The following is a 23,975-nucleotide window of genomic DNA, read 5'->3' on the forward strand; positions in this document are numbered from 1 at the left end:
TTTTGGGACGACGGTCGTTCCGATGTCGCGAGCTTGGGCCCAGGAGGTGCGATTTTGGGACGACGGTCGTTCCGATTGCATCAGCCGAAGTGGCGCCGCCATTCCTGCTGGAGGTGAATGTCGGTCGCGCCGGCGAGAACGAGTGCGTCGGCTATCCGCTTGAGCACGTCGAGAGGGGCCGCGTACAACGTCGACGACGTGATGATGATGAAGCGCCAGCCCATCGCCTCGAGCTCTTCACGACGCAGAATGTCTTCGTTCCACTGATTGATCTGCTCGATGTGGTGCCGTCCGTCGAACTCCACTCCGACTTTGTACTCCTCGAAGGCGAGGTCGATTTTGCGGCTGGCGCGTCGGGTGGTTCCGTGCACCACGAGGTTGAGGGTGGGCTCGGGAAGTCCGCCGCTCACCATCAGCAGCCGAAGGCGGCTCTCGTTCGGTGAGTCGACCCGGCTCCGAACCAATTTCGCGACGGCGCGAGCGTGGCTCGCCCCGTGGGCTGACGAATCTGCGACGAAACGCTGTATGTCGGAGGGCGTGCAATCCGACCGTCGCACCAGCGAATCGCCGAGAACGAGCAGGTCGGCGAACTCCAGCGACCGCGCGAGGTCCAGAAACGTCTGCGGGGGTGCGGTAGCCCAAACGCCTTTTACAAGTACGAGTCTCGGTGGATGTGTGTAGAACCGAAGTTTGATGCCGTCTCTCTTGCACTTGTGCCGGACGGTGGTGCCAAGATGCAGATTCGATGCGCCCGGCGCTATTCCACCGAGCAGCCGCGACGCGCTGTGCTCGGTTGCGAACGCCGCGCTGGGCACGACCCGGAGAGCGAACGCGACCTCGTCGGCATACGTCGGACTTGCGCTGGTCTTCACATAACCACCCCAGAAGACCTGTCGGAAGTCGTCCCCGGCTGCGAGGTCGCGTGGCCGGAGTCCGGCGGCAAGCGCCTCGTCGGTGGTGAAGAAGTCCGAGAGCCGAGAGGCAGGTCCCAGAAGCGGCGCTGGCGAGGTCATCACAGCACAGTTGCAGAGAGATGGCGATCGCCGCAGAAGTTGTCCACAGGGCCCGATGGCGCTGCTCACGTGATTTTGGGACGACGGTCGTTCTGATTGCGCTGGACTGGGGCGTGCTCACGTGATTTTGGGACGACGGTCGTTCTGATTGCGCTGGAATGGGCGGTGCTTACGTGATTTTGGGACGACGGTCGTTCTGATTGCGCTGGAATGGGCGGTGCTTACGTGATTTTGGGACGACGGTCGTTCTGATTGCGCTGGACTGGGGCGTGCTTACGTGATTTTGGGACGACGGTCGTTTGGAAGGTGCGGGTATGGCGACCGCCCCGGGCCGCTACTACTTCTGGCGCGCGCGGTGAGCAGCGGCTTTGGTGCGGTTCTGGCAGCGCGTCGAGCAGAACTGCCGGGTGCCGTTGCGCGAGGTGTCGACATACACCCGGTCGCAGCGCTCGGCGTTGCAGACACCGAGCCGGCCGATCTCGTCGACCCCGAGCGCCATCGTCAGGCCGGCCGCCAGACCTGCCGTCCAGCCCGGCCCGAGACTGTCCGTCGGACCGTGGAAGTGCAGGTGCCAGGTGCCATCCGGGTCCGGGTTGAGCTGCGGACGAGCGCCGGTGCGGGTCAGCAGTGCGTTGGTGACCTGTGCCGCACGGGCGGTGTCACCGGCTGCTGCGGACTCGAAGACTGCCCGGACGTCCGGCACGACATCGACGATGATGCGCGCCGCAGCCGCACTGACGGTGGGTGTGGCGTGGTCGAAGGTCAGCGCCTCGCCGATCGCTGCGCGGAGGGCGCCGCCGCGAGGTGACTCGACGGGCTGGCCGCCGTCCCATCCTGGGGTGAGTGCATTCACCAATCGCGAGGACGCGGTGAGTAATCTTTCAATGTGACTGTCGAAACGCACTTGACCAGTTACTCCGTTCCTGCGTAGCGTTTGCTGCGTGACCACCCAAACCATAGACGACAGTCACGCGACCTCGCATCCGCTTGCCGCGTGGAGACTGTTGTCGTCGGGTGCGAAGGCTCTGCTGGTCGCCCGGATGGTCAATCGCGTCGGCGGTTTCTCGATGGCGTTCCTGGCGGTACTGCTCACCGAGGAGCTGCACGAGTCGGTGCGCAGCGCCGGGCTCATCGTCGCTGCATTCGGACTTGCGACGATTCCTTCGCGGCTGGCCGGCGGGTGGTTGTTGGATCGGATCGGCGCCCGAAGAACCATCCTTTTGGGTCTGATTGGGTGTGCCACAACGCAATTCATTCTCGCCGCATCGCATACGACCGTCGTCGCAGTGGTGGGCGCGATCGGGCTGGGGCTCTCCTACGAACTCATCGAGCCGCCGACCCAGGCGTTGATCTCCGAGGAGAGCGACGACCGCACCCGCCCGGCGCTGTTCGGACTGCTCTTCGTGTCCATGACCATCGCAGCTGTGGCCGCCGGGGGAGTGGCCGGCGTCGTTGCGGGTCTGGACCTGCGTCTGCTGTTCGTCATCGACGCCGCCACCTGTCTGCTGTGCGCCGTGGTGATCCGCGCCTTCCTGCCCGAAGGCAAGCCCGACGCAACGGCCGGCGTCGCTGCCTGGCCGTGGCAGGACCGCCGCCTGATGGCGTTGTTCGCACTGTCGACGGTCTTCACCATCGTCTACATGATCACCGTCTTCGGGTTGCCACTCACCGTGGCTGACCGCGGGATCGGCCTCTGGGTGATCGGCGTCGACACTGCCGTGTCAGCAGTGGTCGCCGTGCTGGCACAACCGCTGCTACGGGTCGAACGTCTCAATGCTGACGGCGGATTCGTCGCTCTGACAGCCGGATTCGTGATCCTGGCTGCCGCGGTCGGGCTGCTGGCGATCGCGCACACCGCGCTCGTCGTGATCGCCTGCGGTGTCGTCGGCGCGATCGCCGACGTGCTGCTGATGAGTCATCTCTACGCACAGGCCTCCCGGATGGCGCCGAAGGGGGCTGCCGGCCGCTACCTTGCCGTCTTCGGCCTCAGCTGGGGGATCGCGACCACTGTCGCGCCACTCATCATCGGCGCCACCCTCACGGCGTATGACGGAGTGCCTCTGTGGGCGGGGACGGCCGCCGTCACGTTGCTGCTGGCCGTGGTCACACCGCGCGTCGGGGTGTTCCTTCGGCATACATTGCCTCCTGCTGTTGTTGGCGCTTGACGGATGAGTAGATCGCTGGTCCGCTTCAGAGGAGGACGATGAGCAACTGGCAGGTGATGCACTCGCTGACCCGCGAGTCGACCGAGATGTCGAAGCTGAAACCCGGCACGTCTCGGCGGGTGCTCGGCTACGCCCAGCCTTACCGTCGCAAGATCGGTAGCTTCCTCGTGCTGGTCGTCTTCGACTCGCTGCTGGTGATCGCAACACCGTTGATTCTCAAGGAGATCGTCGACAAGGGTGTCGGTGACAAGAACACCGAACTGGTCGTCTGGCTCGCTGTCGCAGCCGCCGTCGTGGCGATCGTCGACGCGGCCCTCGGAGTCGTCGAGCGTTGGCTGTCCGCGGGGCTCGGTGAGGGGTTGATCTACGACCTGCGGCGTGAGGTGTTCAGCCATGTGCTGCGGCAACCGATCGCGTTCTTCACGCGTGCACAGACCGGCGCTCTGGTGACCCGGCTGAATTCGGACGTCATCGGCGCCCAGCAAGCGTTCACGTCGGTGATGTCCAACGTGGTGTCCAACCTGGTCAGCGTGCTGGTCATCGTCATCGCCATGGCGGCACTGTCGTGGCAGATCACGCTCGCAGCGCTGTTGCTCGTGCCGTTCTTCCTCATCCCGACACGGATCCTGGGCCGCCGGCTGGCCGGCCTCACCCGCGGCCAGATGACCGAGAACGCCGACCTCGGCGCCCGGATGACCGAGCGCTTCAACGTCGCAGGTGCCCTCCTGGTCAAGCTCTTCGGACGCCCGACCCAGGAGGACGAGGAGTATGCCGAGCGTGCTGCGAAGGTGCGTGACTACGGCATCAGCATCGCGGTGCAGCGCGCGATCTTCCTGGTCGGACTGACCCTGCTGGCCAGTCTCGCGACCGCGGTGGTCTACGGCATCGGGGGAGTCATGGCGGTCAACGGCACGCTGACCATCGGCACATTGCTTGCGCTGGCCGCTCTGCTGGGCCGGCTCTACGCTCCGCTGACCCAGCTCTCGAGTGTGCGCGTCGACGTACTCACGGCGCTCATCTCCTTCGAGAGGGTCTTCGAGATCCTGGACCTGAAGCCATTGGTCGCCGAAGACCCCGACCCGGTCGGACTACCCGCCGGACCGATCGGAGTGGAGTTCGACGACGTCGTCTTCGGCTACCCGACCGCCGAGCAGGTGTCGATCGAGTCTCTGCAGACTGTGCTCACGCGCGACAAGGGTGATGGATCGACTGTGCTGCAAGGGATCTCGTTCCAGGCACAACCAGGTCGGATGGTCGCCCTGGTCGGACCCTCGGGTGCCGGGAAGACGACCACCATCGGCCTGGTGTCCCGCCTCTACGACCCGGTCAACGGTGCTGTCCGCATCGGGGGACAGGATCTGCGCAAGGTGTCGTCGGACTCGCTGCGCGAACGGGTCGGCGTCGTGACGCAGGAGGCCCACATGTTCCACGACACGATTCGGGCCAACCTGCTCTACGCCAAGCCGGACGCCTCCGACGACGACCTGGAGCGGGTGCTGCGGGAGGCCCAGGTCTGGGACCTGGTCAGCCGCCTTCCGTACGGATTGGACACCATGGTCGGCGATCGTGGGCACCGTCTGTCCGGCGGGGAGAAGCAGCGGCTCGCGATCGCACGGCTGTTGCTCAAGGCGCCGTCGGTCGTCGTGCTCGACGAGGCGACGGCGCACCTGGACTCGGAGTCCGAGGCCGCCGTCTCGCGTGCGCTGGACTCGGCGTTGGCCGGCCGCACCTCGATCGTCATCGCGCACCGGCTGTCCACGATCAGGGACGCCGACCTGATCCTGGTTATGGAGGACGGGCGCATCGTCCAGCGTGGCTCGCACGAGGAGTTGCTCGCCGCCGGCGGCACCTACGCCGACCTCTACCACACGCAGTTCCGCGATCAGCCGGACAAGTCGCCGGCGCCGATCGACTGAGGTCCCGGTGAGCGCGCCAAAGGCCAGTCGTCGGAGCTCGGGGCCCCGCGAAGCATCGGAGCGAGGAACGAGCGGAGAGCTTCGTGGGGTGAGCTAGCGTCGGCCGTATGACGACAACGCAGCTGGTCCACCTGCAGACCGACCGTGGGATCGCGACCATCACCCTGGACAGCCAGCACAACCGCAACGCGCTCAGCAAGCAATTGGTGGGGGAGTTGTCCCAGGCACTGCACACGGCCGATGAGGACGTCGAGGTCCGGGCGGTGCTGCTGACCGCCGCGGGCAGCGTCTTCTGCTCCGGTGCGGACCTTTCCGAGGCGAAGTCCGGCGGGATGGAGCAGGGTGCACACGACCTGGTCGCGCTGCAGCGGCAGATCGTTGCCTCGGGCAAGCCGGTCGTCATACGGCTGCACGGGCCGGTGCGCGCCGGTGGCCTGGGCCTGGTCGGCGCCGCCGACATCGTCGTTGCGGCCGACACGGTGACATTCGCATTCACCGAGGCTCGCCTCGGCCTGGCGCCTGCGCTCATCTCACTGACGACGCTGCCGCGGATGACCAGCAGGGCTGCCGCTCGCACGTTCCTGACAGCCGAATCCTTCGACGCGACAACGGCGGCCGAGGTCGGACTGATCACCGAGGCGGTCCCTGCCGGGGAGTTGGATGCGACGGTTGCCGCGGTGTTGGAGCAGCTCACGAAGGCCAGCCCGCAGGGTCTGCGGGAGAGCAAGGCATTGGTCTCGGCGCCGTTGCTGGCGAACATCGACGCGCACGGGGACGACATGGCGAAACTGTCGGCGCGGTTGTTCGGCTCCGATGAGGCCAAGGCTGCGATGCAGGCGTTCCTCGACCGGAAGAAGAAGCCGTAGCTGGTCGGGGCCTTCTACTCGTCTTCCTCGTCCCAGATGCGAACCTTCTTGGGCTTCTTCGGTTTCGGCGGTTTCGGGCCGTGCACCGCTTCCTGCTCCTCCTTCCAGCACCGGTAGAGCATCAGCAGGATCCCGCCGATGGCCGCGGCCCACCACTGCAGCGCGTAGCTGAAGTTGATCCCGGCATACGTGCCGGGGTCGGGCTTCGGTAGCGCGGCGAGGCCCTTCGTCGTCGCGGGCGCCGCCGGCTTCTCCGAGCGCATCAGCACATAGCCGCCGGTCAGCAGGTCGTCGTTGGTCAGCTCTGCGATGGTGTCGAGGTTGATCGAGGCGACCTGCCCGGGGACCGGCTTGTTGTTCTTGGCCTGCTCGCCGGGTTGCAGCCACCCGACGACGGTGACGGGGCCGCCCGGTGTCGGCGGGACGGTCTTTGGCTCGTTGGCGGTGCGGCCGTTCTCGAGCCAGCCACGATCGACCAGCACGGTCGGCCCGCTCTGCTGATCGAACGGTATGACGAGTTCGTAGCCGAAGTAGCCGTCGTTGGGACGGTTGCGCACCAGCAGCTTCTTCGCCGGCTCGTAATGACCGACCAGCTTCACCTGTCGCCACTTGTCGTTCGGCGACAGCTGGGTGTCCTTGTCGTGCAGGATCGAGGTGACCGCGACGGGTGCTGCGTTGTAGTTGTCGGAGACCTGGTGCTGAGACAGCGACTTGTCCTCGTACCGGTGCCACTGCCAGCGGCCGAGGAAGACACAGGCGACGGCCCAGACGACTGCGATCAACAACCAGGTGAGCCAGCGTCGGGTAAGTAGCCTGCGGAGCACACCCTGACGGTAACTGGCCTAGGCTGGAGTCCTATGAGCAGCCTCGAGAAGAACAGCGCAGGCCTGCCCGACACCTTCGGTCGGGTGGCCACCGACCTTCGTGTGTCGCTGACCGATCGATGCAATCTGCGCTGCACCTACTGCATGCCGGCCGAGGGACTGGACTGGCTGCCGAAGCCGGAGATGCTCACCGACGACGAGCTCGTGCGGATCGTGGACATCTTCACCCGGTTGGGTGTCACGTCGATCCGGCTGACCGGTGGCGAGCCGTTGCTGCGGCGTGGCCTGCCGGGCGTGATCCGCAGGTTCGCCGAGCTCGAGCATGCTCCGCGGATCGCCATGACGACCAACGGCATCGGGCTCGATCGGCTGGCCCAGCCGCTCGCTGACGCCGGTCTGCAACGCATCAACGTCTCGCTGGACACCGTCGACCCGGACCGTTTCCAGGAGCTGACGCGGCGCGATCGCTTCGCCGACGTCGAGCGTGGCATCAAGGCAGCACAGGACGCCGGCCTGCACCCGGTCAAGATCAACGCCGTCGCCATGCACGACCCGAGCGGCAAGGACAACCCCGCCGACCTCCTGCAGTGGTGTCTGGACCGCGGGCTGGAGCTGCGTTTCATCGAGCAGATGCCGCTGGACGCCGGACACACCTGGGAGCGGGACCGGATGCTCACCGGCATGGAGTTGCAGGAGCGTCTGGGGGAGCGATTCACCCTCACCGCGCTGCCTGACGAGGCGCGTGGCAGCGCCCCTGCGGAGCTCTTCGTCGTCGATGGTGGCCCGGCCACGGTCGGCGTCATCGCGAGCGTCACGGCGCCGTTCTGTGCGGCATGTGACCGCGTGCGACTCACGGCTGACGGTCAGGTCCGCAACTGCCTGTTCGCGCGTGACGAGGGCGACCTGCGTGGTCCCTTGCGGGCGGGTGCGAGTGACGAGGAGCTGGCCGACGTCATACGAGGGACGATGCTGGCCAAGCGTCGCGGCCACGGCATCGGCGACCCGGACTTCGAGCAGCCCGACCGCCCGATGTCCTCCATCGGCGGCTAGACCCCCACGAAGCTTCTGCCGCGCTGCGCTCCTCCGAGTACTTTGCGGGGCCCCGATCCTGGTGCAGCAATCTCGACTACTTGAGTTCCTCGATCGACTTGATCTCCAACGGGAAGCCGCGGAAGCTCAGGAATTCCGACAGCGTCGTGCGGTGCTCCGCGCAGGCCAGCCAGGTCTTGTGCCGGTCCTCGGCGTGGATCTTGGGGTTGCGCCATACGAGTGCGTACGACGCATCACGCCGGCACCCCTTCGCACTGCACTGGGTGGGCTGATCCGGCGCCGTTCCGGGGAGTCTCACGTGTGGTTGTGCAGCTGTCGGCGCTGGTCGGTGACCGGCCCCCGCCCGCGCACCTTCTGGCGTTTCTGGTTGGCGGCGTTGGCGCCGATCACCGCGACCTCCGGCAGCAAAACTGCGAGGCCCACGCAGATCCAGCGCATCGGTCCGTCGAGGTAATAGGCGAGCACGAAGGCGGCGGTGCGGATCCCCATCGCGATGGCGTAGTTGCGCATCCGGGAATCGAGGTCGTGTTTGCCCGGCAGCGGCAGATCGGTTGCCGACTGCACTGAAGGTTGATCGTTCCGCCGCGACACCCTGTAAGTCTAGGCGGGGTCCCCCGCGAAGTATCTCGGGGGAGCGGAGCGGAGGAGAGAACTTCGTGGGGTGCCTTGGCGGGGTCCCCCGCGAAGTATCTCGGGGGAGCGGAGCGGAGGAGAGAACTTCGTGGGGTGCCTTGGCGCCACGCCTGTGCGGCCCGTGCGGGCTACCGTCTGGTAGTCCAATAGCCTGTGCAGTCGTGGCTGTCCGGGCCACGTCAGTCCTGATGGAGGAGAGCGCCAGATGCCGCAGCACGTGTTGATCACCGGGGGAAACCGAGGCATCGGCCGGGCGATCGCGGAGGCGTTCGTGACGGCCGGTGACGACGTCGTGGTCACCTCACGCAGCGGCACCGACGGGCCGGACGGGGCGACGACAGTCGCCTGCGACGTCACCGACACCGCCTCGGTCGACGCCGCGTTCACGGCCGCCGAGGAGCACTTCGGCGGCCCGGTGGAGGTCGTCGTGGCCAACGCCGGCATCACCCACGACACGCTGCTGATGCGGATGACCGACGACGACTTCGACAGTGTCCTGGAGACCAACCTGACCGGCGCGTTCCGCTGTGCACGGCGCGCGACCAAGGGCATGATCCGCCGCAAGGGTGGCCGAATCATCTTTGTTTCCAGCGTGGTCGGTCTGATGGGTGGCCCGGGGCAGGTCAACTACGCAGCCTCCAAGGCTGGTCTGGTCGGTATGGCGCGCTCGATCGCCCGGGAGCTCGGCAAGAAGGCGATCACCGCCAATGTCGTCGCCCCCGGGTTCATCGACACCGACATGACCCGTGAGCTGCCGGAGGCGCAGCGCAAGGCGTATGTCGACTCGATCCCGGCTGCCCGGATGGCCGAGCCCGACGAGGTCGCCCAGGTGGTGCGGTTTCTTGCGAGTGACGCGGCGGGATACATCAACGGCGCCGTGATCCCGGTCGACGGCGGCCTCGGCATGGGCCACTGACCGCCATACGCACTCCGCCATACAGGCACTGACGACAACAACACCGAAGCAATACCGAGGCAAGGGAGTCGACGTGGCAGGCATCGTCGAAGGTAAGCGACTGTTGATCACGGGCATCACGATGGAGTCGTCCATCGCGTTCCACGTGGCCAAGATCGCGCAGGATCAGGGCGCCGAGGTGGTCCTCACGTCCTTCGGCCGCGTCATGCGGATCACTCAGACCATCAGTAAGCGGCTGCCGAAGACGCCGGAGCTGCTGGAGTTGGATGTCACGAAGAACGATGATCTCGACAGTCTCGCCGATCGGCTGAAGGAAGCGGGCTTCGACTCGCTCGACGGCGTCCTGCACTCGATCGGTTTCGCACCGCCCGGGGCGTTCGACTTCATGGCCGGGACCTGGGAGGACGCTGCGGTGGCGTTGCAGGCCTCGGCATTTTCCCTGAAATCCCTTGCCGTTGCTGCGCTTCCGCTGATGACGGCCGGGTCGTCGCTCGTCGGCCTGACCTTCGACGCGAAGTTCGCCTGGCCGGTCTACGACTGGATGGGCGTCGCGAAGGCGGCCTTCGAGTCGACCAACCGCTATCTGGCGCGTGACCTCGGTCCGAAGCAGGTGCGTTCCAACCTCGTGGCCGCCGGCCCGATCCGGACCACGGCTGCCAAGTCCATCCCGGGTTTCGAGCAGTTCGAGCAGGTGTGGGGCGAGCGGGCTCCGCTGGGCTGGGACATCACGGACCCGACCCCGGCGGCACAGGCGTGCGTGGCGTTGCTGTCCGACTGGTTCCCCGCGACCACCGGTGAGATCGTGCACGTCGACGGCGGCGTGCACGCCATGGGTCAGTAGCTACGATCACGATCATGGAGACCTCGGACGGCGTCACGGTCGTCGGGGCCCGCATCCTGCGCGGCCCGAACCTCTACTTCACCCGGCCGGCGGCCAAGATCACGTTGCGCGCGCCGTCCTATCTCGGCGGCGACTCGGAGCAGCTGAGGTCGCTCGCTCGCGAGATGGCGGTGCGGGCACGCGACACGGGTCGTCCCGACACCGAGGCGCGCCGCGGATTCGTGTTGCGCGTCGTGGAGCGTGCCGTGCGGCTGTTGATGCGGCAGGCCGGGGTCGTGCGGATCGGGGTGCGGGTGCGTCCGGGCGAGACCCTGGACGAGGTCGTCGTGGTGTTCGCGCTCAACAACGCAGGACGGGCTCGGGCGGTCACGGACGTCATCGGGCCGCTGCTGAGCGGACTGCTCGGCGCCGAACCTGTCGCGGACGTCTTCGCGAGGGCCGGCGAACACGTGCGATCCCAGCCGCCCGGTGAACGCGTGCGCGCACTACGACCGAAGGTTCCCGTGGTGGCGGTCACCGGCACCAACGGCAAGACCACGACAACCCGGCTGATCGCACATCTCGGTATGACGGCCGGCCTGCGCACCGGGTGGAGTTCGACCGACGGTGTGCTGGTGCAGGGCGAGGTGGTCGAGTCCGGCGATTACTCCGGACCGGGTGGCGCGCGTGCGGTGCTCGGTACGTCGGGTGTGCAGTTCGGAGTGCTGGAGACGGCTCGCGGCGGCATGTTGTGGCGTGGGCTCGGCACGGCATACAACGACGTGAGCGTCGTGACGAACGTCAGCGCGGATCACCTGGGAATGGACGGGATCGACACCCTCGACCAGCTCGCCGAGGTGAAGGCGATCATCACCAAGGTGACCAGGCCCAAGGGCTGGGTCGTGCTCAACGGCGACGATCCGCGCGTGTGGGCCATGCGCGCGACCGCCGGCGGGCGGCCTTGGTGCTTCAGTCTGAACTCCGAATCTCCTTCATTGCGTGAAGCGCTCGACGGTCACGGTCGGGGGATCACCGTCCTGGACGGCGACATAGTGGTGCTGCACCCAGGTGCCTCGCCGGACCGGCTGATCAGCCTGGTGGACGTGCCGATGACGCTCTCGGGACTGTCCGAGCACAACATCGCGAACGCCCTCGCCGGTGCGGCAGCAGGGCTGGGTGCGGGCTTGTCACGCGAGTCGGTGATCGAAGGGTTGCGGACGTTCACGCCCGATCACCGGCTGAACCCCGGCCGGATGAACATCTACTCCGTGTCGTTGCCGCAGGGCGGCGCGGCCACGGTGGTCCTCGACATGGCACACAACGAGGCCGGCCTCGAAGCGCTGCTTCGCGTCGGCCGAGGAATGGTGCGACCCGGGTCGCAGCTGCAGCTCGGGCTCGGCACCGGTGGGGACCGCACCGACGAGATCCTGGTGCGCATGGGGGAGCAGGCGGGCCTGGGCGCCGACCGGGTCCAGATCCAGCACAAGGAGCACTACTTGCGCGGGCGCTCCATGGAGGAGCTGGAATCATTTCTGCGGCAAGGCCTTTCGCGGGTCGGTGTGCTTCCGACGGCGTCGTGGCCCGACGAGTTCAGTGGTCTGACCGGGCTGCTGACCGCTGCGCACGACGGTGATGTGCTCGCGCTGATGACACACTCGCACTGGGCGAAGCTGCATCAGTGGTTGATGGAGCACGGAGCCACTGCGGACGACGCTTCCGTCGTACGCCGCAAGGTCGTGGCGGCGCGGGGCGAGCACGAGGCGGAGTCGGAGATCGCGCGGATCTGGTCGCTGGACGACGACCAGGCCCGGATCGAGGCCGCTCTCGTGCTGCACCGCCGGTTCCCCAAGGACGGACGGGTGCTCTACGAGCTGGCCGGTGCTCATGACTCCGCGGGTCGCGAAGCCGAGGCGCTGGAGCATTACGACCAGGCCCTCGCAGTCCGGCTCGACGAGCCTTACCGACATCGGGCGCTGCTGCAGAAGGCCTCCACTCTGCGGCACTTGGGCCGTCTGGAGGAGTCTCTCGCCATACTCGATCAGCTGGCGGAGGACTACCCGGACAACAGCGCCGTGGTGCTCTTCCGCGCGCTGACGCTGCACGACCTCGGGCGTGACGTCGAGGCATTGCGCGGTGCTGCAAGGCAATTGGTGGCCACGAGTGCTGAGCCGGATGTGCAGCGCTACCTGAACTCGCTCACGCGTTTCACGGCTGCCATAGGCGAATAACGGTCCAACACCCAGGGCCGTGTGGTCTCGATACGGCCTCGGGGCTACTCCGGGCGGCGCTCGGCCAGCGTGCGTATCCAGCGGTGATCGGGCAGGGTGCGCAGCAGCATCTCGTGCAGCCATTCGCGGCGTACGGGATCCAGCAGCGGCCAAGCCGCTTCGAAATCCTGCTGATCCTTCGGGCGCAGCCCGCGTGCCTTGTAAAGCAACTGGATCTCGGGGCGCAGATAGGGGATCCCGTCCTTGGTCCACAGTGCCTCGGACATCGGCATGGTGATCGATGGATCCCGTTTGTAGACCCACGTTTTCGCGTCGCCGGGCGCTAGCAGGACGTCATACTCCCAGGGTTGGTTCCAGGCGGGCCGCAGCCACACCTGACCGGAACCCTCGTGCGACACTTCGTCGAATGTCGCCGGGTCGTCGGCGAATATCGGCTTCAACGCTCCGGATCCGGCCGCCCAGACGTCATAACGACCGTGCACGAAGGCGCGAAAAGCGTCAACCTCCGAGCGCAGCACCGACACGTCGCAGTCGTCGTGCCGACGCGACACACCGGTGAAGGCTTCGATCGCCCAACCACCCGCGATGAACCACCTGCCGTCATACGCTTCGAGAAACGTCCGCACATCGTCCGGCGTACGCGGACGCCAGGGCCCGTAGACCGACTCGAACTGCTCGTCCGTCGGTGCCCACGACCCCGCGGTCATGACGGCTGGTCGGCGGGCTGCGCCTCGACCGCCTCACGCCACTCGGCATCCTCGAGCGCCGATGCCTCGGTCGCCTCGGTGGCGAGCTGCCGGGGATCCAGGTCCGGGTCGCCGGGCTGGTCGTCATCGGTGCGGGCGCCCGCATTCGCCTGGTGCGTAAAGCTTTCCAGCTCCGCAAGCACTGTGGAGTGCTGGTCGGCACACAGCATCACCAGGTCACCGGGGTTGGCCAGGTGCACGGCATGCCGCGTTGCGTCGAGCTCGTCGAGCACGGTCAGGACCTGGCGACAGCGTGCACCGTCGGCCATGGCCTCCCGCACACCCTCCTCGACGAGCGCCGCGGACTCACCGGGTGCGCGGCGACGCAGGTTGTCGTCCTCACGCAGCACCAGCACATCGAAGTACTGAGCAGCCGCCCGACCCAACTCCCGTATGTCGTCATCGCGCCGGTCACCTGCCGCGCCCACCATGCCGATGCGCGAGATCCGATGGTCCGCTGCGCCCTGCCGCTGGTCGACATACCCCTGCACGAACTCGCCGAGACGGTGCATTCCGGGCGGATTGTGGCAGTAGTCGACGAACACCTCGGCGTGATTGACCTCCACACGGTTCAGGCGGCCGGGGGAGAGATAGTAGGTCGTCGTGAACGTCCGCAGACCCTGCCGTATGTCGTGCAGCGGTGCACCGGCGGCGAACGCCGCACCGGCGGCGGCCAGGGCGTTGGCGACATTCATCCGCGCAGTGCCGCCGAAGGTGGAGGGCAGCAGGTGGGTCCACGCCAGTGGCATCGATCGGCGACCCTGCTTGAGAACGATCATCTCGCCGCGGTCGGACGGCTCCAGCACCACTGCGCGCGCACCGCGCCGGCACTTCTCGTCGATGAAGTCGCGCACCCGACTGCCGGGCGGCTCCATCGAGAACCACACGATCGTCCCCGAGCACCGGCGCCGCATGGCGCGGACCAGGGCGTCGTCGGCGTTGAGCACGGCATACCCGTCGCGTGGAACCGCTTCGACGACAACGGATTTGACCCGGGCCAGTTGTTCGAGAGTGTCGATGCCGTGCATGCCGAGGTGATCGGGCTGCACGTTGGTCACGATCGCGATGTCGTTGCGGTCGTAGCCCAGTCCCTCCCTCAGGATCCCCCCGCGCGCGACTTCCAGCACCGCGAAGTCGACTCGTGGGTTCTGCAGCACCATCCGGGCGGATCGGGGACCGGACGCGTCGGCCTTGATCACCAGGCGTTCATCGATCACGACACCGTCGGTCGAGGTCATGCCCACCTTGCGGCCCAAGCTCTTCATGATGTGCGCGAGCATCCGTGACGTCGTGGTCTTGCCGTTGGTGCCGGTCACCGCGACCACCGGAACACGCGAAGGCGAGCCGGGCGGGAAGAGCAGATCCACGACCGGCTTGGCGATGAACTGCGGCTCGCCCACCGTCGGATGGGTGTGCATGCGGAACCCGGGAGCGGCGTTGACCTCACAGATCGCGCCGCCCGTCTCACGTACCGGCGCAGTGATGTCGGGACAGATGAAGTCGATGCCGGCGACGTCGAGACCGATGAGTTGTGCTGCCTCCTCGGCGATCTCGACGTTGTCCGGGTGCGCGTCGAAGGTGCGGTCGATCGAGATGCCGCCGGTCGACATGTTGCCGGTCAGTGCCAGCTTGATCATCTCGTCCTGCGGCGGCACGTCGCTCATCGCATACCCCTGGTCGAGGACCAGCTCGACGGCGGCGTCGTCGACGACGATGCGGGTCAGCACCTTCTCGTGTCCGACGCCGCGGCGTGGGTCGGCATTCGTGATGTCGACGAGCTCCTGGACGGTGTGTTCACCGTCGCCGACGATGTGCGCGGGCACTCGCTCGGCGATGGCCGCCATCCGGCCGCCGATGATCAGGCACCGGTAGTCCTTGCCGGTGATGAACGACTCGACCTGCACCACGCCACGGCGGCTCTGCTCCGCGGCGAGCGGGAACGCATCCTGCACCTCGTCGGCCGACATCAGACCGAGGATGACGCCGCGTCCGTGGTTGCCGTCGAGCGGTTTGATGACCACCGGGAAGCCGATCTTCGTCGCGGCAGCGGCGGCGTCCTCGGCAGTGCGCACGGTGACGGCCTTCGGCACCGGAAGTCCTGCCGACCCCAGCAGGGTCGCGGTGAGGTTCTTGTCGCCGGCGATGTCGACGGCCAGCGCCGAGGTGCGCGACGTCATCGTCGCCCGGATCCGTTGGGCGTGGACGCCTTGGCCGAGTTGGACGAGGGAGTACTGGTTGAGGCGGTGCCACGGTATGTCGCGGCTGACGGCCTCGTCGATGATCGCAGCGGTCGACGGGCCGAACGCCTTGCGGCTCGCCACGCGGATGAACTTGTCCAGCTCGTCCTGGAAGACGAATTCGCCTGTCGGGACTACGAGTTCGTTGACGATCCGCACAGCAAGCTCACCGGCTGCGACGCCGACCCGCTCGTCGAAGAAGCCGAAGATCACGTTGTAGACGCCGGGACGACCCCGCTCGCCGCGTGTCTTGCCGCGGCGCATGTCGTGCCCAGCCTCCTGCTGGAGTTGCAATGCGACGTGCTCGGCGACGTGTCCGAGCCAGGTGCCCTCACGCAGCCGCTCCAGGAACCCACCACGGTGCCCCCGCGAGCAGGTGTGCTCGCTCAACCCGGGCAGCCACTCCACCAGTTGGTCGGTGAAACCGGGGAGCTTGTCGGTCGGGAAGTCTTCGAGTTCGCCGAGGTCGACCAATAGATGAACCGCCTGGTCGTATGCCCAGATGTTCGGGCCGCGATAGACCCGGGTGCGCAATATGTTCAGCTGCCCGGTGGTCGGCGACTGCTCCATGGTGGCTGCTCCTCTCGAGGATGTGATGGACGAAACCTGTTATCGACGAAGTGCGGCAGCAGCTGTGGCGGTGTCGTGGCGATCTCGGCTGGTGGAGACTGCCAGATCGGCATACTTCTCGGAAAAGTCTGTCAATGTTGCGGATTCGAGGTTGAACGTCGCACCGAAGGGCAGGGTGTGCACGATGGCACCGGTCACCAGCAGCGGGGCGTCGCGCTCGGCCTGATGAGCGTCGGTGACCGCGTTGCGTGCATCGACGACGAACACGGCGCCCGACCCGACGACGGTCAGCTCGGTGCCGTCGGTGATCTCCGCGGCAGTGTCCTCGTCGATGCCCATGCCGAGCAGGTTCGGAGAGGTCGCGACGAGCGACAGCAGCCGACCGTAGCGGGCCCGCTGGTCGAAATGCTGGTCCACGATGACGCCGGGGAGGAGTCCGAGCCCGGCGGTGAGCTGGCTCGAGCGTTGACGCGGAGTGACACCCTCGTCGCCCATCGAGATCATGAACTGGCTCATGATCGAGGCACCGGCAGAGGTCCCTGCGACCACCGCCCCACGCTCGTAGGCGCGCAGGATCGCGGCACCGAGAGGTGTGCCCACGATCAGTTGGCTCAACTTCAGCTGGTTGCCACCGGACAGGAAGATACCGGTGGCCCCGTCGACGAGCGCCTGTAGGTCAGCATCGCTGCTGTGTGCGCGGTCCGAGGGGTTGACCGAGTCGATCTGTGGCGCACCGAGCCGGGAGAAGACGGTCGAATAGACCTCGATGACCTCGTCCGGGACCGACGACGCGGTCGGGATGATCACGATGCGGGACTTGCGTCCGCCTGCCAGTCGCACGAACCGGCGCAGGATGGTGACACGACCGACCTTGTCCTCGGCACCACCGATGATCAGCAGGGATCGCGTGGCTGGATCAGACATGGGGCGAGTCTAAGCAGGCGCCGGGCTCCCTGTCGGGGTCGTCCGCCGAAGTGAGCCGGTCAGCCTCCTCCACATCCTCACGGGATATTCCGAGCATGAACAGCACGGTGTCCAGGTAAGGCACGTTGACACTGGCATCGGCCTGCTCGCGCACCACCGGCTTGGCGTTGAACGCGATCCCGAGGCCGGCCGTGGCCAGCATGTCGAGGTCGTTTGCGCCGTCGCCGACCGCGACCGTGCGCGACAACGGCAGGCCTTCGGCCTCGGCGAACCTGCGCAGCGCACGGGCCTTCTCGGCCCGATCCACGACCGGGCCTTCGACGCGGCCGGTCAATCTGCCGTCGCGGATCTCGAGCCTGTTGGCGTGGGCCCGATCGATCCCGAGCTCGGTGGCCAGCGGCTGCACCACCTCGATGAAACCCCCGGACACCACCGCGACGGAGAAACCCAGGCGGCGGACCGTACGCACCAGCGTGCGCGCCCCCGGCGTCAGTCGTATGGCGCGGCGTACGTCGTCGAGCACCGACACGTCCAGTCCGGTCAGGCACCGCACGCGCTCGTGCAGGCTCTGCTCGAAGTCGAGCTCCCCACGCATCGCCCGCTCGGTCACTGCGGCTACTTCGGCCTCGCGCCCCGCATGCGCGGCCAGCAGCTCGATGACCTCGTCCTGGATCAGGGTGCTGTCGACATCCATCACCAGGAGTCGTCGGCCGCGCCGGGCAAGCCCACCGGGGGACACCGCCAGGTCGACACCGAGTTCGGTGGCCAGCAGCGCGAGCACCCGACGCAGCTGCGGCACGTCGGCGCCCGACAGGTCGAGCTCGAGGGTGGTGACAGGGTCGCGGGACAACCGTCGGATGCGGTCGATGTTCGCGCCCTGGTCGCCGATGGCGGTGGTGATGGCGGCCAGGCTGCTGGCCTGCAACGGTGCGCCGAGCACGGCGACCGACGCCCTCCCGGTCCGGCGTGCCGGGTTGTCGCCGTGTCCGGGTTCGACAGTGACCGCGAGACCGGCTGCCGTGGCCATCTGCTCGATGGCGGCCGTCAAGGTCGCAGCATCGCCCTCGGGCTGCAGGAGAGCGGTGAGCAGGAGACGACCGCGGACGACGGCCTGCTCGAGATCGAGGACCACCGCACCCTCATCGGCCGCAGCGCGCAGCAGGCGCGCCGACACTGCGGGTCGATCTTGGCCCGTGAGAGTCACCAGAAGCGTGTTCATATGTGGAATCGATGATGGCACAGCAGATCTCACGTCGGTATGACGGTGCCCTTGCCGACGACCGTGATGCCCGACTCGGTCACGGTGAACCCTCGTGCGCGGTCTTCGTCGTGGTTGAGGCCGATGCTGGCGTTGTCCGGGACGTAGACGTCCTTGTCGATGATCGCGCGGCGGACGCGGCAGTGCCGCCCGATCTCGACGTTGTCCATCAGGATCGCGTCGTCGACCTGGGCGAACGAATGCACCTTGACGTTCGTCGAGAGCACCGAGTTGCCGATCACCGATCCGCTGACGATGCACCCGGGGGAGATCATCGACCCGGTCGCCATACCGCTGCGGTCCGAAGCGCCGTGCACGAACTTGGCCGGCGGATAACCGCTGTCGCTGGTGCGGATCGGCCAGTCGTAGTTGTAGAGGTTGAAGATCGGGTGGATGGACACCAGATCCATGTGTGAGTCGTAGAACGAGTCGATCGTCCCGACATCCCGCCAGTAGCCGAAATCGCGATCGGTGACGCCCGGGATGTCGTTGTCGCGGAAGTCGTAGGCGAAGGCCTCACCCTTGTCGACGAACGCCGGGATGATGTTGCCGCCCATGTCGTGCTTGCTGTCGGTGTCCTCGGCGTCGGTGGTGACGGCTTCAACCAGCGCATCGGTGTCGAAGACGTAGTTGCCCATGGACGCGAGCACCTCGTGCGGTGCGTCGGCGAGTCCCACCGGATCCGAGGGCTTTTCACGGAACGCGCCGATCTGTTGACCCTGGCCCTCCGCCAGCTCGATGACGCCGAACTGGTCCGCGAGCTCGATCGGCTGCCGGATGGCGGCGACGCTGGCACGTGCACCGGATTCGATGTGCCGGTCCACCATCTGGCTGAAGTCCATCCGGTAGACGTGATCCGCACCGACCACCACCACGATGTCGGGTTTCTCGTCGTGGATGAGGTTGAGACTCTGGTAGATCGCGTCCGCGGACCCGGAGAACCACTGCTTGCCGCGACGCTGCTGCGCCGGAACGGGTGCCACGTAGTTGCCGAGCATGGTCGACATACGCCACGTCTTGGCGATGTGCCGGTCGAGACTGTGTGACTTGTACTGGGTCAGCACGACCATCTTCAGGAAGCCGCTGTTGGCCAGGTTGGACAGCGCGAAGTCGATCAGTCGGTAGATCCCTCCGAACGGCACCGCCGGTTTGGCCCGGTCCGCGGTCAGGGGCATGAGCCGCTTGCCCTCGCCGCCCGCCAGGACGATCGCCAGCACGCTTGGTCCACCTCGTCTTGCCATGGACATAACCTACGGGGCCCGCAGGGGATAGCGTCAGTGGTTGTGAGAGTGGATCTGCTGACCAAGGAATATCCGCCCAACATCTACGGCGGCGCCGGAGTGCATGTGGCCGAGCTGGTGCGCGCGCTGCGTGGACTCGGTGACACCGTGCAGGTGCGCGCGTTCGGGAGTCCGGTGGCTGAGACGGACACGACCGGCTATCCGAACCTGCCCGAGCTCGACACCGCCAACGCGGCGCTGCAGACGATGGGAGTGGACCTGCGCATCGCCGACGACTGCGCCGGTGCGGACGTCGTGCACTCGCACACCTGGTACGCCAACTTCGCCGGCCATGTCGCGTCGCTGCTGCACGGCGTCCCCCATGTCGTGACCGCACACAGCCTGGAGCCGATGCGACCGTGGAAGGCCGAGCAACTCGGTGGCGGTTACCGCGTGTCGTCATACATCGAGCGCACGGCGTATGACGCGGCTGCCGCCGTGATCGCGGTCAGCCACGGCATGCGCAAGGACGTGCTGGCGAGCTACCCGGACCTGGACCCGGCCAAGGTGCACGTGGTGCACAACGGCATCGACTCGCAGCTGTGGCACCGCGACACCAGTGACGAAGCCACCGCGACGGTCCGCAGGCACGGACTGGACCCGGAGCGTCCCAGCGTGATCTTCGTCGGACGGATCACCCGGCAGAAGGGTCTGCCCTATCTGCTGCGCGCGGCTGCCGAGTTGCCTCCGGAGGTGCAGCTGGTCCTGTGCGCGGGTGCTCCCGACACCCCGGAGATCCTGCGCGAGGTCGAGGACCTGGTGGCCGGCCTTCGCGAGTCGCGCGATGGTGTGAGCTGGATCCCGGACATGCTCCCACGCGCAGAGGTCATCGCATTGCTTTCTGCTGCAACGGTTTTCGTCTGTCCCTCGGTCTATGAGCCGCTCGGCATCGTCAACCTGGAAGCTATGGCGTGCGGCTGCCCGGTGGTGGGCACCGCGACGGGCGGCATACCCGAGGTGGTCGCCGATGGTGAGACGGGTTGGTTGGTTCCGATCGATCAACTCAGCGATGGCACCGGCACGCCGAAGGACCCGGACCGGTTCGTCGCGGACCTGGCGCGCACGCTCACCGAGGCGGTGGGTGACGCGACCGAGGCGCGACGGCGAGGTGCGGCCGGCCGCGAGCGTGCCGTGCGCGAATTCGGCTGGGAGATCATCGCGCAGCGCACCCAGCAGGTCTACGACACGTTGGTGCGGTCAGGCACGCATTCCGGCTAGGTGCAGTGCTGCGGCCGTCGTCGCGTGTGCCATCGCCTGGTCGGTGGCGGCCTGCAGTTCGCGCAACGCGCGCAGCCGACCAGCGTCCGCTGCCACGTCGATGGCAGGTGAGTGGCCGAGTGCGAAATCGACTGCGGCACCGACTGTCCCGGCGGTCTGCAGGATCCGTATGGCACGTCCCGGCAGCCCTGATGGCAGCCCCCACTCGCGCAGGGTGGTGACCTCGTCCGCCTGGGCCCGCAGCGTCGAACCGGCGAACGGCTGGATGTCCAGCGATTCCAGGGCGGACGTCGCGTGCACGAGCCGGGTGCGTAGCTCACGCTCGATCTGCGACTCGTGCAGCTCCTCCAGCCGGTGAGCGGGTGTGGGCTCGCAGTCGAAGGCGGTGAGCCGGACCGCCATACCCTGATCGCCCTCGGGCCCGAAGATCTCGATCGACGGCACGAGCGCGCCGCCGATCGCGGGCACGTAGACGCACTCGCCCGAATCGGTTGCGGCAGCGGTGAGTTCGGGATTGCCACGTGGCAGGCCGGAGATGTCGCCGGCGCGGGGGAGTGCGCATGCCAGCACTCGCTCGCCGAAGTCCTGCCAGGTGGCCAGATGGCCGACGTCGCCCGCGACGTGGTCGGCGTCGGGCAACGCCTGCCGCACGGCCTCCTCGAGGTCGAGATGGCCTGCCCAGGCAGCGGTCACCCACAGGCTGAGTCGTACGGCGGCTGGCAGATCGGACATGGCGCCATCAAGGGTATGACGCAGGCCTTCCGTCAACCGCTGACCGGTCGCTCGTACGCGGCCCCGACGTCGTAAGGTGCGTGGCATGTCCGATGTGCTGGCACTCGCCGATGTGAGCGTGGTCCGCGGCAACAAGCGTCTGCTCGACGGCGTCGACTGGGAGGTCGAGGAGGGCGAACGCTGGGTCGTGCTCGGTCCCAACGGAGCGGGGAAGACGACGTTGCTGCAGATCGCCGCTGCCCGCATCCACCCGTCGGGGGGCGTCGCGGGTGTGCTGTCCGAAGTGCTGGGCGCTGTCGACGTCTTCGAGCTGCGGCCCCGAATCGGCCTGGCGTCAGCGACGATTGCCGAGCGCATTCCCAACGGCGAGCGTGTCGGTGACGTCGTCGTGACGGCGGCATACGGCATGGTCGGCCGTTGGCGTGAGTCGTACGACGAACTCGACCACGGGCGTGCCAAGGAGTTGCTGGACGCACTGGGAGCGGGACATCTGGTCGACCGGCGGTTCGGCACCCTGAGCGAGGGTGAACGCAAGCGGGTGCAGATCGCGCGAGCGCTGATGACCGACCCGGAGCTGATGCTGCTCGACGAGCCCGCCGCGGGGCTGGACCTCGGCGGGCGTGAGGACCTGGTCAGCAGGCTGGGGGAGATCGCCCTCGACATCGAAGCGCCCGCGCTGGTGCTGGTGACCCACCACGTGGAGGAGATCCCGGCAGGTTTCACCGACGTGCTGCTCCTCCGGGACGGCAAGGTCGTCGCGGCAGGCCCGCTCGAGTCGACGCTGACCGCCGAGAACCTCAGTGCGACCTTCGGTCTTGAGTTGACCCTGGAGCGAGTGGGCGACCGTTGGGCGGCCCGTGCCGTGCAACCGCCCCGTGGACGGCACGCCGCCGGCTGAGCCCGCTGCCGTAGGTTGTTCGCACCATGTCCCTGACCGAAATTCTGTTGATCACCCTTGCCGGCGTGGCGGCCGGCTGCATCAACACCATCGTCGGATCCGGCACCCTGGTCACCTTTCCCACCCTGCTGGCATTCGGCTATCCGGCGGTGCCGGCCAACATCTCCAACTCGGTGGGCCTCGTCGCCGGTGGTATCTCCGGATCGTGGGGCTATCGCGCGGAGGTGTCCGAGGCGCGAGCACGGCTCAAACAGTTCATGCCGATGTCCTTGCTCGGTGGCATCACCGGTGCCCTGCTGCTGATCTGGTTGCCGCCGTCGGCGTTCAAGGCGATCGTGCCGACACTCATCATCATCGGCATCGTGCTCGTCGTCATCGGTCCGTGGCTGCAGAAGCGCGCGGCGGCCAAGCACCTCGATGCATCGCAGGAGATGTCCCGTCCCCGCCGGATTGCTTTGCGGGCAGGGATTTTCGCGGCCGGCGTCTATGGCGGCTACTTCGGAGCCGCACAGGGCGTGCTGTTGATGGGTCTGATGAGTGCGATGCTCTCGGACCCACTCCAGCGACTCAACGGCATCAAGAACATCCTCAGCCTGATCGTCAACGCGGTCGCTGCCGTCACGTTCATCATCGTGTCGTTCGACAACGTACGGTGGACCGTCGCACTGCTCATCGCGATCGGCGCCTTCATCGGCGGGGTCATCGGTGCGAAGGTCGGCCGGCGGCTCCCGCCGTGGCTGCTGCGCACCGTCATCGTGATCGTCGGCGTGGTCGCGCTGACCCAGATGTTCTGACGAGCAGACCGATCTAGGGTTGCCGACTGTGCCAGTCATCGAGATCACCGACCCGGCCGACGAACGCGTGCGGGACTACTTCCGGTTGACCGACGTCGCGCTACGCCGCCGGCTCGAGCCGGAGAACGGCCTTTACCTCGCCGAGAGCGAGAAGGTCATCCGGCGCGCGCTCAGCGCCGGGCATCGGCCGCGGTCCTACCTGATGGGACGCCGCTGGCTGACCGACCTGGTCGACCTGGTGGAGCAGGCCGAGCGGGACGGAATCCCCGTGTATGTCGGAGCCGATGACGTCATCGAGGAGATGACCGGATTCCACCTGCACCGTGGCGCACTCGCGTCGATGCATCGGCCTGTGCTGCCGGCATACGGCGAACTCGTGCGGGACGCCCGGCGGGTGCTGGTCCTGGAGGACATCGTCGATCACACCAATGTCGGTGCGATCTTCCGCTCCGCGGCCGCGCTCGGGGTGGACGCGGTGTTGATCACGCCCCGCTGTGCCGATCCGCTCTATCGCCGCAGCGTGCGGGTATCCATGGGCACCGTGTTCCAGGTGCCGTGGACCCGCATCGAACCGTGGCCGGCCGCCGTCAGTGACCTGCAGGCCGTCGGATTCTCCGTCGCGTCGCTCGCCCTGCGGGAGGACGCGGTCAGCCTGGACGAGCTGGTCGCGGACCTGCCGGAACGCCTGGCCATCGTGCTCGGCACGGAGGGCGACGGCCTCGGAAGTCGGACCGTGGAGACCAGCGACCTCGTGGTGCGCATCCCGATGTCGGGCGAAGTCGACTCCCTGAACGTCGCTGCCGCCAGTGCGGTGGTGCTGTGGGCGACACGCCCCGAGAGCCCCAGGGCCCCATAACCACTTGTCGGGCAGTAGTTTCGGAAGAGTC

22 protein-coding genes are annotated in these 23,975 nt (G+C 67.1%); 11 read left to right on the forward strand and 11 right to left on the reverse strand.

From position 1 onward, the window contains the following. Positions 1-80: 80 nt before the first annotated feature. Positions 81-1,013 (reverse strand): endonuclease domain-containing protein, encoded by a 933-nt coding sequence (locus IEX71_RS13040; protein ID WP_188837476.1) that lies wholly within the window; start codon positions 1,011-1,013, stop codon positions 81-83. A gap of 337 nt (positions 1,014-1,350) precedes the next feature. Continuing rightward, complete coding sequence (locus IEX71_RS13045; protein ID WP_229749706.1) at positions 1,351-1,866, reverse strand: CGNR zinc finger domain-containing protein; 516 nt, start codon at positions 1,864-1,866, stop codon at positions 1,351-1,353. Positions 1,867-1,954: 88 nt separating this feature from the next. On the opposite strand from IEX71_RS13045, the gene IEX71_RS13050 reads away from it, so the two are divergent. The 3 genes from IEX71_RS13050 to IEX71_RS13060 all read left to right on the forward strand — a co-directional run bounded on the left by IEX71_RS13050 (position 1,955) and on the right by IEX71_RS13060 (position 5,960). Beyond that, positions 1,955-3,178, forward strand: a complete 1,224-nt coding sequence (locus tag IEX71_RS13050; protein ID WP_188837478.1) for an MFS transporter — start codon at positions 1,955-1,957, stop codon at positions 3,176-3,178. A 38-nt stretch (positions 3,179-3,216) separates the two neighbouring features. Then, complete coding sequence (locus IEX71_RS13055; protein ID WP_188837479.1) at positions 3,217-5,094, forward strand: ABC transporter ATP-binding protein; 1,878 nt, start codon at positions 3,217-3,219, stop codon at positions 5,092-5,094. 107 nt (positions 5,095-5,201) lie between these two features. After that, positions 5,202-5,960: an enoyl-CoA hydratase family protein gene (locus IEX71_RS13060; protein ID WP_188837480.1), complete on the forward strand. Its 759-nt coding sequence runs from the start codon at positions 5,202-5,204 to the stop codon at positions 5,958-5,960. A 14-nt stretch (positions 5,961-5,974) separates the two neighbouring features. On the opposite strand, the gene IEX71_RS13065 is transcribed toward IEX71_RS13060, so the two are convergent. Further along, positions 5,975-6,784 carry an SURF1 family cytochrome oxidase biogenesis protein gene (locus IEX71_RS13065; protein WP_188837481.1) on the reverse strand — a complete coding sequence of 270 codons (810 nt, stop codon included), beginning with the start codon at positions 6,782-6,784 and terminating at the stop codon, positions 5,975-5,977. 33 nt (positions 6,785-6,817) lie between these two features. On the opposite strand from IEX71_RS13065, the gene moaA reads away from it, so the two are divergent. Continuing rightward, a complete protein-coding gene (gene moaA, locus IEX71_RS13070; protein ID WP_188837482.1) occupies positions 6,818-7,834 on the forward strand; it encodes a GTP 3',8-cyclase MoaA in 1,017 nt (338 codons plus the stop codon). Positions 7,835-7,910: 76 nt separating this feature from the next. Here the strand turns inward: moaA and IEX71_RS13075 are convergent, their stop codons facing one another. After that, positions 7,911-8,132: a hypothetical protein gene (locus IEX71_RS13075; RefSeq protein WP_188837483.1), complete on the reverse strand. Its 222-nt coding sequence runs from the start codon at positions 8,130-8,132 to the stop codon at positions 7,911-7,913. Then, on the reverse strand, positions 8,129-8,398 hold the full coding sequence (locus IEX71_RS13080) for a DUF3099 domain-containing protein (RefSeq protein ID WP_229749707.1): 270 nt from the start codon (positions 8,396-8,398) through the stop codon (positions 8,129-8,131). Before IEX71_RS13080 ends, IEX71_RS13075 begins: the two co-directional genes overlap by 4 nt. Positions 8,399-8,672: 274 nt before the next feature. Between IEX71_RS13080 and IEX71_RS13085 the strand changes: the two genes are divergently transcribed. From IEX71_RS13085 to IEX71_RS13095, 3 genes are all read left to right on the forward strand, one after another. After that, positions 8,673-9,383: a beta-ketoacyl-ACP reductase gene (locus IEX71_RS13085; RefSeq protein WP_188837484.1), complete on the forward strand. Its 711-nt coding sequence runs from the start codon at positions 8,673-8,675 to the stop codon at positions 9,381-9,383. A gap of 73 nt (positions 9,384-9,456) precedes the next feature. Next, positions 9,457-10,224, forward strand: a complete 768-nt coding sequence (gene fabI, locus IEX71_RS13090) for an enoyl-ACP reductase FabI (protein WP_373284625.1) — start codon at positions 9,457-9,459, stop codon at positions 10,222-10,224. Between the two features lie 14 nt (positions 10,225-10,238). Then, positions 10,239-12,431: a tetratricopeptide repeat protein gene (locus IEX71_RS13095; RefSeq protein ID WP_188837485.1), complete on the forward strand. Its 2,193-nt coding sequence runs from the start codon at positions 10,239-10,241 to the stop codon at positions 12,429-12,431. A gap of 44 nt (positions 12,432-12,475) precedes the next feature. Here the strand turns inward: IEX71_RS13095 and IEX71_RS13100 are convergent, their stop codons facing one another. The 5 genes from IEX71_RS13100 to glgC are packed head-to-tail and all read right to left on the reverse strand — an operon-like array spanning position 12,476 to position 19,407. Beyond that, on the reverse strand, positions 12,476-13,138 hold the full coding sequence (locus IEX71_RS13100; RefSeq protein ID WP_188837486.1) for a hypothetical protein: 663 nt from the start codon (positions 13,136-13,138) through the stop codon (positions 12,476-12,478). After that, on the reverse strand, positions 13,135-15,984 hold the full coding sequence (gene cphA, locus IEX71_RS13105) for a cyanophycin synthetase (protein WP_188837487.1): 2,850 nt from the start codon (positions 15,982-15,984) through the stop codon (positions 13,135-13,137). The genes IEX71_RS13100 and cphA overlap by 4 nt, the downstream gene beginning before the upstream one ends. A 39-nt stretch (positions 15,985-16,023) precedes the next feature. After that, positions 16,024-16,908, reverse strand: a complete 885-nt coding sequence (locus tag IEX71_RS13110) for a cyanophycinase (protein ID WP_188837488.1) — start codon at positions 16,906-16,908, stop codon at positions 16,024-16,026. Then, positions 16,901-18,127: a phosphoserine phosphatase SerB gene (gene serB, locus IEX71_RS13115; RefSeq protein WP_188837489.1), complete on the reverse strand. Its 1,227-nt coding sequence runs from the start codon at positions 18,125-18,127 to the stop codon at positions 16,901-16,903. The genes IEX71_RS13110 and serB overlap by 8 nt, the downstream gene beginning before the upstream one ends. Positions 18,128-18,156: 29 nt before the next feature. Continuing rightward, complete coding sequence (gene glgC / locus IEX71_RS13120; protein WP_188837490.1) at positions 18,157-19,407, reverse strand: glucose-1-phosphate adenylyltransferase; 1,251 nt, start codon at positions 19,405-19,407, stop codon at positions 18,157-18,159. Between the two features lie 42 nt (positions 19,408-19,449). On the opposite strand from glgC, the gene glgA reads away from it, so the two are divergent. Then, on the forward strand, positions 19,450-20,664 hold the full coding sequence (gene glgA / locus IEX71_RS13125; protein ID WP_188837491.1) for a glycogen synthase: 1,215 nt from the start codon (positions 19,450-19,452) through the stop codon (positions 20,662-20,664). Here glgA and IEX71_RS13130 read toward each other — a convergent pair. After that, the gene (locus tag IEX71_RS13130; protein WP_188837492.1) at positions 20,644-21,396 is read right to left on the reverse strand and encodes an Rv1486c family protein; all 753 of its coding nucleotides are present in this window, start codon (positions 21,394-21,396) and stop codon (positions 20,644-20,646) included. The two genes, glgA and IEX71_RS13130, sit on opposite strands and share 21 nt — an antisense overlap. A gap of 85 nt (positions 21,397-21,481) precedes the next feature. Between IEX71_RS13130 and IEX71_RS13135 the strand changes: the two genes are divergently transcribed. The 3 genes from IEX71_RS13135 to IEX71_RS13145 are packed head-to-tail and all read left to right on the forward strand — an operon-like array spanning position 21,482 to position 23,944. Then, entirely contained in the window at positions 21,482-22,294 is an 813-nt protein-coding gene (locus IEX71_RS13135) for an ABC transporter ATP-binding protein (protein ID WP_188837493.1), read from the forward strand. A 26-nt stretch (positions 22,295-22,320) separates the two neighbouring features. Then, positions 22,321-23,088, forward strand: a complete 768-nt coding sequence (locus IEX71_RS13140; protein ID WP_188837494.1) for a sulfite exporter TauE/SafE family protein — start codon at positions 22,321-22,323, stop codon at positions 23,086-23,088. Between the two features lie 28 nt (positions 23,089-23,116). After that, complete coding sequence (locus IEX71_RS13145) at positions 23,117-23,944, forward strand: TrmH family RNA methyltransferase (RefSeq protein WP_188837495.1); 828 nt, start codon at positions 23,117-23,119, stop codon at positions 23,942-23,944. Positions 23,945-23,975 lie beyond the last annotated feature (31 nt).

The organism is Flexivirga endophytica, assembly GCF_014640635.1.
Taxonomy (GTDB): domain Bacteria; phylum Actinomycetota; class Actinomycetes; order Actinomycetales; family Dermatophilaceae; genus Flexivirga; species Flexivirga endophytica.

Excerpts from the sequence above, each read along its gene's own strand:
- cphA (WP_188837487.1), bottom strand. The coding sequence starts at position 15,984 with ATGGAGCAGTCGCCGACCACCGGGCAGCTGAACATATTGCGCACCCGG.
- IEX71_RS13055 (WP_188837479.1), top strand. The coding sequence starts at position 3,217 with ATGAGCAACTGGCAGGTGATGCACTCGCTGACCCGCGAGTCGACCGAG.
- IEX71_RS13140 (WP_188837494.1), top strand. The coding sequence starts at position 22,321 with ATGTCCCTGACCGAAATTCTGTTGATCACCCTTGCCGGCGTGGCGGCC.
- IEX71_RS13085 (WP_188837484.1), top strand. The coding sequence starts at position 8,673 with ATGCCGCAGCACGTGTTGATCACCGGGGGAAACCGAGGCATCGGCCGG.
- IEX71_RS13110 (WP_188837488.1), bottom strand. The coding sequence starts at position 16,908 with ATGTCTGATCCAGCCACGCGATCCCTGCTGATCATCGGTGGTGCCGAG.
- IEX71_RS13095 (WP_188837485.1), top strand. The coding sequence starts at position 10,239 with ATGGAGACCTCGGACGGCGTCACGGTCGTCGGGGCCCGCATCCTGCGC.
- IEX71_RS13135 (WP_188837493.1), top strand. The coding sequence starts at position 21,482 with ATGTCCGATGTGCTGGCACTCGCCGATGTGAGCGTGGTCCGCGGCAAC.
- moaA (WP_188837482.1), top strand. The coding sequence starts at position 6,818 with ATGAGCAGCCTCGAGAAGAACAGCGCAGGCCTGCCCGACACCTTCGGT.
- glgC (WP_188837490.1), bottom strand. The coding sequence starts at position 19,407 with ATGGCAAGACGAGGTGGACCAAGCGTGCTGGCGATCGTCCTGGCGGGC.
- IEX71_RS13040 (WP_188837476.1), bottom strand. The coding sequence starts at position 1,013 with ATGACCTCGCCAGCGCCGCTTCTGGGACCTGCCTCTCGGCTCTCGGAC.
- serB (WP_188837489.1), bottom strand. The coding sequence starts at position 18,127 with ATGAACACGCTTCTGGTGACTCTCACGGGCCAAGATCGACCCGCAGTG.
- IEX71_RS13130 (WP_188837492.1), bottom strand. The coding sequence starts at position 21,396 with ATGTCCGATCTGCCAGCCGCCGTACGACTCAGCCTGTGGGTGACCGCT.
- IEX71_RS13100 (WP_188837486.1), bottom strand. The coding sequence starts at position 13,138 with ATGACCGCGGGGTCGTGGGCACCGACGGACGAGCAGTTCGAGTCGGTC.
- IEX71_RS13060 (WP_188837480.1), top strand. The coding sequence starts at position 5,202 with ATGACGACAACGCAGCTGGTCCACCTGCAGACCGACCGTGGGATCGCG.